Source organism: Terriglobales bacterium (assembly GCA_035937135.1).
GTDB lineage: Bacteria > Acidobacteriota > Terriglobia > Terriglobales > Acidobacteriaceae > DASYVL01.
Map to the genome: position 1 here is coordinate 1 of DASYVL010000089.1, position 9,739 is coordinate 9,739.

Below are 9,739 nucleotides of genomic sequence, written 5' to 3' on the forward strand. Positions count from 1 at the left end.
TGTTTCAGCCGCTCGCGCAGATCGGCGGGCGTGGACTCGATGAAGGCCGCCACCGCAAGCTCCAGCGAGATCTCTGGCGCTGATTTCTTTTCTGCGAGTTCCTCGGCGCGCAGCTCCGCCGCCTGCTGCACTCCGTCGCGCACCGGGAGCGGCAGCTCCTGAATCAACTGCTCGACCATCTCCCTGGCTTCCGCGGTCCACTTCATGCTTTCTTCTTCCGCTCGCGCGCCGGCGCCGTGCCGCTACCGGAATCCGCCAGCGCGTGCGCAATGCCGTCCAGCACTCCGTTGATGAAGTGTACGGACTCGGGCCCGGAAAACTTGCGCGCGACCTCCAGCGACTCGTTGATGATCACCGGCCTGGGCGTCTCCGGGAAGCCCAGGAACTCGGCCACGCCGGCCCGCAGCAGGTTGCGGTCCACCACCGCCATGCGCTCCATGCGCCAGTGCTCGGCGTGCTGCTCGATGAGTGCGTCGATCTCCGCCGCGCGTTCGAGGGCGACCGAGAAGAGTTCGTCCGCGAAGCTGCGCGTCGCGGCCTCCACCGACGCGCGCTCCGCCCAGAACGTCCGCTGGACCTCTTCTGCCGGCTGCCGGCCCAGGTCCGCCTGGAACAGCATCTGCAGCGCCAGCTCCCGCGATTTGCGACGCGTCCCCATGCGGTTCGCCGGCCTCTCAGGAGTGCTTCTTGTGATGTTTGTCTGTGACCTTGTGGGTCACTCGTTCCAGGTCGCTCAGGCGGAGCTTGGCGCGGCGCTCGCGCGGCGACGGATCGCGGCGCTCGTGCCCGTGCGCGGAAGGCGTATGCTGGATCGCTTTTTTCAGGTTCGCCATTTCTACCGCCGACAGCGCGGCCTCCAGGCCCTTGTTGCCGCCCTTCAGCCCGGCGCGCTCGATGGCCTGCTCCAGCGTCTCGCAGGTCAGGACTCCGAAGGCGTGCGGCACGCCCGTCTCCTGCGCCGACTGTCCGATGCCGCGCGTGACTTCGGTGGCCAGGTGCTCGTAATGCGTGGTGTCGCCGCGCAACAGGCAGCCCAGGCAGATGACGGCGTCAGGCTTGCGCTTCTCGGCGAACGCGCGCGCCGCGGCCGGGATCTCGAAGGCCCCGGGCACGCGCACGATCTCGATGTCCTTCTCGTGCGCGCCGGCGCGCCGCAGGCCGTCGTGCGCGCCTTCCAGCAGCCGCTCGGTGATGAACGAGTTGAATCGGCTCACCACGATGCCGAAGCGGCGGCCCCGGGCGGACAGCTCCCCTTCGAGGGCGCGCTTCTTCTTCGTCGCGTGGGTGAATTCGAAGAAGGCGACGCGCACGTCCTCCGCCGGCTCGGCGATGAACAGCCGCGCCCCCCACATCGTCTGGGTGATCGGCTTGACGATCTTCCGTTCCTGCTTCTTCAGCAGCGCAAAGAGGCCGTCCAGGTCGGTGACTTCGATCAGCACATCGGTTTCCGCCGGCGCCTGTCCCGAAACGATTTCCAGGTTCCCGACCGGGGCCAGGAACGACGCGCCGTTTCCGGTGTCGCGCTTCCAGCCCTGCCCGCGCTCGAAGCCCAGCGAGTCGAAGAACTCGACCAGCAAGTCGAACTCGGCCGGGCGGCGCGTGCGGCGCACGATGGTGATGGCGCGGATCATCACTTCCCCTTGAAGCTCGCGGCGCGCTTTTCCAGGAACGCCGTCGTGCCTTCCTTCTTGTCTTCCGTCGCGCAGCACATGCCGAAGAGCGTGGCCTCCAGGTAGAGGCCCTCGGCCTGGCTCATTTCCATGCCGCGGTGCACTGCTTCCATGCAGTACTGCACCGCCAGCGGCGCGTTGGCGATGATTTTCTTGGCGATGGCCTCGGCGCGAGGCAGCAGCTCCGCCTGCGGCACCACCTCGTTGACCAGGCCGATGCGGTGCGCCTCCTGCGCCGTGATGTGCTCGCCGCTCAGGAGCATCTGCATGGCCAGACCTTTGCCCACCAACCGCGGCAACCGCTGCGAGCCGCCGTAGCCGGGAATGATGCCCAGCTTCACCTCGGGCTGCCCGATCTTCGCGTTCTCCGAAGCCAGACGGAACGTGCAGGCCATGGCCAGCTCGCATCCGCCGCCCAGCGCAAAGCCGTTGATGCAGCAGATCACCGGCTTGCCCAGGTTCTCGATCAGGTCGAGCACCGACTGGCCCTGGTGCGTGTACTCCTTGCCCTCGACGGCGCCGTGCTTGGCCAACTCGTTGATGTCCGCCCCGGCAACGAACGACTTCTCTCCTGCGCCGGTGAGGATCACTACGCGGACGTCTTTGTCGTCGCGCGCGCCGGTGAAGGCCTGCCGCAGCTCTTCCATGGTCGCCATGTTGAGCGCATTCAGGACCTTCGGGCGGTCGATCGTGATGGTAGCGATCTGGTCTTTCTTGGCGTATTTCAGATTTTCGTAGCTCATGATTGCCTCGTTTCTGGGGAAAATATCCCTCGCTTCGCTCGGGTGTTTTTCAAAAGCTGGGCACCGGCTTCGCCGGATCCTTCCAGTCGTAAAACCCCTTGCCCGTCTTCTTCCCGTACCACCCGGCCATCACCAGCCGCTTCAACAGCGGCGGTGAGGCAAAGCGCGCATCTTTGAACTCCTCGAACATCACGTGGGTGATGTAGTAGGTGGTGTCGAGGCCCACAAAGTCGAGCAGCGTGAACGGCCCCATGGGATAGCCGCAGCCCAGCTTCATGGCCTGGTCGATGTCCGCGATGGAGCCCACTCCCTCCTCGTAGGCGCGGATGGCGTCCAGCAGGTACGGCACCAGCAGCCGGTTCACGATGAATCCGGTCTTGTCGGAGGTCCGCACCGGGACTTTGCCCAGCTTGCCGGCAAACTCGAAGACGCTCTCGAAGACGTCGGCGGCGGTGGCAATGGTGCGCACCACCTCCACCAGCTTCATCAGCGGCACGGGATTGAAGAAGTGCAGCCCGACGAAGCGCTCCGAGCGCTGGGTGGCCGTCATCAGCTCGGTGATGGAGATGGAAGAGGTGTTGGAGGCGAAGATGGCGTCTTTTTTCACCACGCCGTCGAGCGATGCGTACATCTTCTTCTTGTCTTCGACATTCTCGATGATGGCCTCGATGATGAGGTCGCAATCCGCCAGGTCTTCCTTCTTGAGCGTGCCCTTCAAGCGGGCGCGGATCTCCTTCGCCTTCTCCGGGGTGATGCCGCTCTTCTCCGGCTTCTCCGCGAACTTGGCCAGCGATTTGTCGATCCCGGCGAAGCCCTTGTCGAGGAATTTCTGCTCCACCTCAAGCACGGTGACGTCAAGACCGGCAGTCGCGCACACCTGTGCGATGCCCGAGCCCATCAGTCCGCAACCCAGTACGCCTACCTTCTTAATAGTCATATAAGTCCCTTTCTCACCATGGAGGCACGGGGACACGGAGGAAATAGAACCGATGTTCTCAGTGCCTCCGTGTCTCCGTGGTGAAGCCTAGCCCTGCAGATTCTCCACAATCATGGCAATGCCCTGCCCGCCCCCGATACACGCTGTCGCCAGGCCGTACTTCTTCCTGCGGCGGCGCAGCTCATAGAGCAGGGTCATCACCAGCCGCGCCCCGGTCGCGCCCAACGGATGCCCCAGCGCGATCGCGCCACCGTTGACGTTGACCTTGTCGCGGTCGAGCCCCAACTCTTTCTCGACGGCGAGATACTGCGCGGCGAAGGCTTCGTTGACCTCGATCAGGTCCATGTCTTCGAGTTTGAGGCCGGCTTTTTCGAGCGCGATGCGCGACGCCGGCACCGGGCCACGGCCCATCAGTTTGGGCTCGACCCCGGCGATGCCCCAACTCACGATCCGCCCCAGCGGCTTCAGGCCGCGCTTCTCCGCGTCGGCCAGCGACATCACGACCACAGCGGCGCCCCCGTCCACGATGCCACTGGCGTTGCCGGCGGTGACGGTCCCCGTTTTTCCGAAGGCGGCCTTCAGCTTGGCCAGACCCTCCATGGTGGTCTGCGGACGGCGGTGGTCGTCCTCGGTGAACATCTCGCCGGTGGGCTCGCCCCGGTGATTTTTGAGCGGCACCGGCGTCAGCTCTTCTTTCATGCGGCAGGCCTTGTAGGCCTCGTCGGCCAGGCGCTGCGAGCGCAGCGCGAACCCGTCCTGCATCTGCCGCGTGATGCCCTGCTGCTCGCCGTAAAGCTCGGCCGTGTTGGCCATGTAGAGGCCGCAGTAGCTGTCGAGCAGGGCGACCATGAGCGAGTCTTCAAGCTTGCCTTCGCCCAGGCCCACGCCCCAGCGCATGCCGCGGATGACGTGCGGCGCCTGCGACATGGATTCCATCCCGCCGGCCAGAACCGTCTTCGCCTCGCCCAGCTGGATCATCTGCGCGGCGTTGACGATGGCCTGCATGCCGGAGCCGCACAGCCGGTTGACGGTCAGAGCCGGAGTCTCGATGGGCAGGCCGGCCTTGAGCGCCACGTGGCGCGCGCCGTAGATCGCGTCTCCCGAGGTCTGCTGCGCGTTGCCGAAGACGGCGTGGTCGAATTCTTTGGGGTCGAGCCCGGAGCGCGCGATGGCCTCGCGCGCCGCCACTGCGCCCAGCTCCTGCGCGGTAAAGTCGCGCAGCTTGCCGCAGTAGCGCCCCATGGGCGTGCGCGCGCCGCTGACGATGGCGATGTCCTGGGGTTTCAGCATGGGCACCCGCTACAAGAGGATTCTAGAAAGGCCGGCAAAACAACTCAGTCTAACAGCGGGCAAGAAGCAGCGGCAATACGCAGCGGGTTTCCAAGAAACATCCCGAGCGCAGCGAGGGAGCCCTACCCTTCCTCAACGTTCTCCCCCGGGTAGGGTTCCCTCCGGCTTCGCCGTCGGGATGTTCCCCAAAACAGCCTTATCCGTTCGTCACAACTCGACTCAAAGCGCGGCTACCAGACCCGGCAGGCGTTCGCGCGAACCATGGCCTGGCCCTTCTTGCAGGAGAAGGCCTGCTGGAACTCCGGCATGTTGGAGACCACGTTGTTCACCCGGTACTTGGGCAGCGAGTGCGGGTTGGTGACCACCTGGGTGCGCATGATCTCCGGCCGCAGGTTGCCGCACCAGGCGTTGGCGTAGCCCAGGAAGAAGCGCTGGCGCGGGGTCAGGCCGTCGGGGCCGGGCGCGTCCACGCTCTTGCCGTCGTCCTTCAGCGTATTGGAGAGGGCCATGAAGGCGATGCGCAGGCCGCCATTGTCGGCGGTGTCCTCGCCCTGGGTGAGCAGGCCGTTCTGCTTCACGTCCGGACCGGCCTCGGGGACGCTCTGGGTGTACTCGTCGGAGATGCACTTGCCGCGCTTCTCGTACTCGGTGCCGTCCTGCGCCGTCCACCAGTCCTTCAGGTTGCCATGGGCGTCGAACTTGCGTCCCTGGTCGTCGAAGCCGTGGGTGATCTCATGCCCGATGACCATGCCGATGGCGCCGTAGTTCACGCTCTCGTCCTGCGCGGCGTCGAAGAAGGGCGCCTGCAGGATCCCCGCGGGGAAGTTGATGGTGTTGAGCTGGGCGTCGTAGTAAGCGTTGATGGTGGGCGGCGTCATGCCCCACTCGCCGCGGTCCACCGGCTTGCCGACCTTGTTGAGCACCCGCTTGAACTCGAACGCGGTCGTCTGATGAACGTTCCCCAGGTAGCTGGCGGGCGTGATGCGGACGCTAGTGTAGTTGCGCCACGTCTTGGGATACCCGATCTTGTCCTCGATGGCCGCAAGCTTCACCGCTGCTTGCTTCTTGGTCTCCGGGGTCATCCAGTCCAGGCTGTCGATGTCCTGGGCCAGCGCCTTCTCCACGGCGTGTACCAGGTTCACCATGCGCTCCTTGCTGGTGGGCGGGAAGGCTCGCTCGACATAGGCCTGTCCCAGCGCTTCGCCCAGGTCGCGGTCAGCAGCGCGGACGCAGCGGCGCCAGCGCGGCAGCATCTCCTTCGTCCCTTGCAGGGTGCGGCCGTTGAAGTCGAAGCTCTCCTCCACGAAGCCCTTGCTCAGATACGCCGCCGAGGCGCGCAGCAGATGCCACCGCAGATAGGCCTTCCAGTGGTCGAGCGGATGCTCTTTCAGTGCTGTTTCGAGGCCCCGGAAATACTCCGGCGAGCTGACGATGTAATGATGCGTCGCCGGCGGCTTCACCAGCGCCAGATACGCCTTCCAGTTGAACGATGGGGTGAGCGCCTTCATCTGCGCCAGGTTCATCCTGTTGTTCAGGTTCTTGGGATCGCGGCGGCGGACGTTGTCCATCTGTCCCTGCGCCAGTTGGGTCTCGACGACCATCACGGTGGCGGCGTCGGCCGCGGCCTGTGCGTCGCTCTCTCCCGCCAGCACGAACATCTTGCGCACGTGCTCCTGATACTTCGTGCGGACCTGCTTGGAGCGGTCGTCGTCCTTCAGGTAGAAGTCGCGGCTGGGCAGGCCCAGTCCGCCCTGGTCGATCTGCACCACCACCATGGAGGCATCGTCCAGGTCCTGTCCGCCGCTAAAGCCGAGCAGCGGCGCGTTGGTCTGATTGTCGTCGCCCTGCCAGGCGCCCGGCATCGACTGGTGCAGGTGCGCCAGCTCGCCGGCGATGTCTGACTTCGACTTGAGCGCGTTGATCCGCGCCAGCTCCGGCTCGATGGCCTGGGCGCCGGCCTTCTCGATCCCCGCCTCATCCATGCAGGCGGCGTAGTAGTCGCCCACTTTCTGCTCCGCCGCGCTGCGCGTCTTGTTCGAGGGCGCGGCCTTCTCCATGGTCTCGCGCAGCACCATCTCGTTCCACAACCGCAACGGGCTGGCCACGCTCCAGGACGCCTGGTCGGGCGGGATGGGATTCGCGGCCTGCCACTTGCCGCACGCAAACTTGTAGAAGTCCCCGCAGGGGTCCACGGACTTGTCCACCTGGTTGGGGTCGAAGCGATTCAGCGTCGGCATCTGCGGGTTATCGGCCGCCGACTGGGCGGCCAGTTGCAGCGAGAACGTCGCGCACAGCAGAACAAGCAGGAAGATCCGGGCAAAGCGCATGAGCAGGCTCCTTGTAAGGTTCGATTGCGAATCGGTCATTCTAATCGCGGCGGTTAAGCCGCGCGGTGATTCAAATACGTCCTGCGGGGACGGATGGTTCCCCGGCCTCCCCGCCTACGCCACTGAAGCCACCTCGAGCACAGGGGCGAGCGACTGGGCCTTGTTGCCGCCCTCGGCGCGGGCCGCCTCCAGCGCACTCTCCACGCGGTTGATGACCTCGGTGACGATGTCCACGGGGTCGAAGTCCGCCTTCATCACCGCCTCGGCGATGCCCACGGTGATGGGCACGGCGCGGTCGGTGCCGGGGAACTTGGTCCCGGCCAGCACCTTGCGCATCTTGTCCACCACGAAGAAAGCGTTCTTGTCGTTGGTGTCGGCCAGTACCAGAGCGATGGTGGTGAGCTGGTAGCGCACGGCCACGTCGTTCTGCCGGATGTTGGAGCACACCACCTGCCCGATCTGCTGCATCATGGATTCGATGGCCTGCTCCCCGATCTCCTTGGCCGTGGTGGAGGCCTTGCCGAAGTGCAGCAGCATCAGAGTGGAGGCGGAACTCTGCTGCTGGGCCCGGCGCACCTCCGAGAGCAGCACCTGCAGGTACGAAGAGCGCTTCAACAGTCCGGACTTCTCGTCGGTCACCGCCAAGGTCTTCATCAGGCTGCGCAGCTTGGCGTTGTTGACCGCCAGCACCATCTGGTCGGCGATGGTCTTCAGCACGAAGATGTCGTTCTGCCGCCACTCGCGCGGCGTGCCGCACTGCTCCAAAAAGAGGATGCCGGCGTGCTCGTCGCCATCCACCAGCGGCACCGCCAGAATGGATTGGATGGCCAGCGCGTCCACGAACTGCTTCACCGGGGCCAGCTCGGGCGCCGCCTGGGCCTGCGGCAGGATGACCGGACCCTGGGTCACTGCCAGCGCCTGCAGGGCCCCGATGAGCTTGACGATGGCCATCACGTCCGACTGTTTCACACCGGGAGCGCAGTACTCCAGCGCCGCCGAAGGCGGCTTGCCCGGCGCGCACAGCCCGGCCACGCAGCGGCTGGCGTTCCAGTGGCGTCCCACGTCGTTGACCGCGGCAAACAGCACGCCCTTCACGTTCGCCTGGCGGTAGATGTTGCGCGTGATCTCGGTGACCTTGCCGATGTTGTCCACCGCATTCTCATCCGCGGTGGACTGGAAGGCCGGCATGCCCGGAGTCGAGATCGGCGCTGGGACCGGCGGCCCACCCGGCCCGGACGCCGCGGCAGCCGCCGGCGGCGCCGGCGCTCCCTCGTACTTGGGCATGAACCCCGCGCTCTGGTACAGCCCGCGGAGTTTCTCGTTGCGGTCCTCCTCGCGGGGGAAAAGCTTGTTGGCGCGCTCCAGGCGTTCCACCGCCTTGGAGCGCATGCCGTACTGCAGGAAGATCTCCGCCTGCAGGATGAAGTCCTCGAGCACCGTAGGCTCGCCCGCATCCGCCGTTGGCACAGCCCGGGCCTCGCCCTCCTTGCCCGCCGAGACGATGCGGTTGGAGATGGCGCCGAAGCGGTTCCCATCCAGCTTGCCCCGCAGCATCTCCAGCCGCTTCTTGTGCCCTTCTTCGTAAGGATCGACCTCCGCGGCGCGGTCCAGAGAGTCGCCCGCCTTGATGAAGTTCCCCGCCGCGTAGTACAGGTCGAACAGCTTGATGAGCGTGGCGCAGTAGTCCTGCTCCCGGTTGGTGGAGTTGAACAGCTCCACCATGTACTCCAGGAACTCGGTGCCCGGCGGATGCTTGTCCGTGATCTCCTTCATCTGGTTGATGTGTTCGCGGCGCTTTCCGGCGTTCTGCTGATGCTCCTCCAGCTTGCGCGCCGCCAACAGCGCCTTTTGCGACTGCTCGACATCGATCAGGGCGCTGATGAGGTTGGCCACCTCGTCCACCTGCTTGGGGTCCTTCTCAAAAAGCTCCCAGATGAAGGGCTCGGCCTCGAGCGTCCGTTTCGCTCCCAGCAAGGCCCGCGCGTAGGCTTCGCGGAACTGCGGCTGGCTCTCGGCGAACGTCGCCAGCGGCTCCAGCACCTGGATGGCCGCCTCGGCCTTGCCCTGCTCCGTCAGTGTGCGGCCATGGGCCAGCGCCGCCTCTTGATTCGAGCCGTCGAGCGCGTAAGCGCGCGCATACCACGACCCGCCCTGGTTGCCCGCCTTGGTTTCCAGGGCTCCCACCTGCAGGAAGGCCGACGCCGCTACCTTGTTCTCTCCCAACTCCGCCGCCAGCTCGCCTTCTTGCTTCAGGCTCTCGGCCGAGGGATTGAGGCCGACCATGCGCTTGAGCAGCGCCAGCGCTTCCTTCTTGTTGCCGGAAGCAGTAAAGCCTGCGAGCGCCGTCTGGTAGGCCTCCAGCGCGTCCTTCTTGTTGGACTTTTCGATGAGCTGGGCGTAGCGGAAGGTCTGCTCCATCGTGGGAGTCCCCACTTTGAGCAGCTTCTTATAGGTGATGTTGGCCTTGACCCCGTCGCCGATCCCCGCCTGCCGGTCGAAGAGCAGGCCGAGCAGCTCCGTGGCTTCCTTGGCCCGGCCCAGCGAGGCGCATAACTCCGCCGCGGTCTGCCGCACGTTGTCGTTGTTGGGTTCGTCCTCCAGGATCGATAGGTACTCTTCCAGGGCAGACTCCGTCTTGCCCTTTTGAAGGTACTTCTCGGCTTTTTCGAGGCGCTTGGCGGTATCGGCCATGAAAGGCCCCCCCGGCGGGCGGCAAACCCGCAATTGTATGCGCTGGAAGCGGTTGCGGCAACGGCCGGTGGTGGAGCGCAG

8 protein-coding genes are annotated in these 9,739 nt (G+C 65.4%); all 8 read right to left on the minus strand.

The genetic code is table 11. The features are described from left to right. A partial coding sequence (locus tag VGQ94_05420) for a hypothetical protein (protein HEV2021948.1) occupies window positions 1-206 on the minus strand: 206 nt, incomplete at its 3' end. Then, the gene (gene nusB / locus VGQ94_05425) at window positions 203-658 is read right to left on the minus strand and encodes a transcription antitermination factor NusB (protein HEV2021949.1); all 456 of its coding nucleotides are present in this window, start codon (window positions 656-658) and stop codon (window positions 203-205) included. The genes VGQ94_05420 and nusB, both read right to left, overlap by 4 nt. Window positions 659-674: 16 nt before the next feature. Further along, window positions 675-1,631 (minus strand): 6,7-dimethyl-8-ribityllumazine synthase, encoded by a 957-nt coding sequence (gene ribH / locus VGQ94_05430; protein HEV2021950.1) that lies wholly within the window; start codon window positions 1,629-1,631, stop codon window positions 675-677. Then, complete coding sequence (locus VGQ94_05435) at window positions 1,631-2,413, minus strand: enoyl-CoA hydratase-related protein (GenBank protein HEV2021951.1); 783 nt, start codon at window positions 2,411-2,413, stop codon at window positions 1,631-1,633. Before VGQ94_05435 ends, ribH begins: the two co-directional genes overlap by 1 nt. A 49-nt stretch (window positions 2,414-2,462) precedes the next feature. Next, window positions 2,463-3,350 (minus strand): 3-hydroxybutyryl-CoA dehydrogenase, encoded by an 888-nt coding sequence (locus tag VGQ94_05440; GenBank protein ID HEV2021952.1) that lies wholly within the window; start codon window positions 3,348-3,350, stop codon window positions 2,463-2,465. 87 nt (window positions 3,351-3,437) lie between these two features. Beyond that, window positions 3,438-4,640, minus strand: a complete 1,203-nt coding sequence (locus VGQ94_05445) for an acetyl-CoA C-acetyltransferase (GenBank protein HEV2021953.1) — start codon at window positions 4,638-4,640, stop codon at window positions 3,438-3,440. A 230-nt stretch (window positions 4,641-4,870) separates the two neighbouring features. Beyond that, on the minus strand, window positions 4,871-6,967 hold the full coding sequence (locus VGQ94_05450) for a M13 family metallopeptidase (GenBank protein HEV2021954.1): 2,097 nt from the start codon (window positions 6,965-6,967) through the stop codon (window positions 4,871-4,873). A gap of 114 nt (window positions 6,968-7,081) precedes the next feature. Continuing rightward, the gene (locus tag VGQ94_05455) at window positions 7,082-9,658 is read right to left on the minus strand and encodes a diguanylate cyclase (protein ID HEV2021955.1); all 2,577 of its coding nucleotides are present in this window, start codon (window positions 9,656-9,658) and stop codon (window positions 7,082-7,084) included. Between the last annotated feature and the right edge of the window lie 81 nt (window positions 9,659-9,739).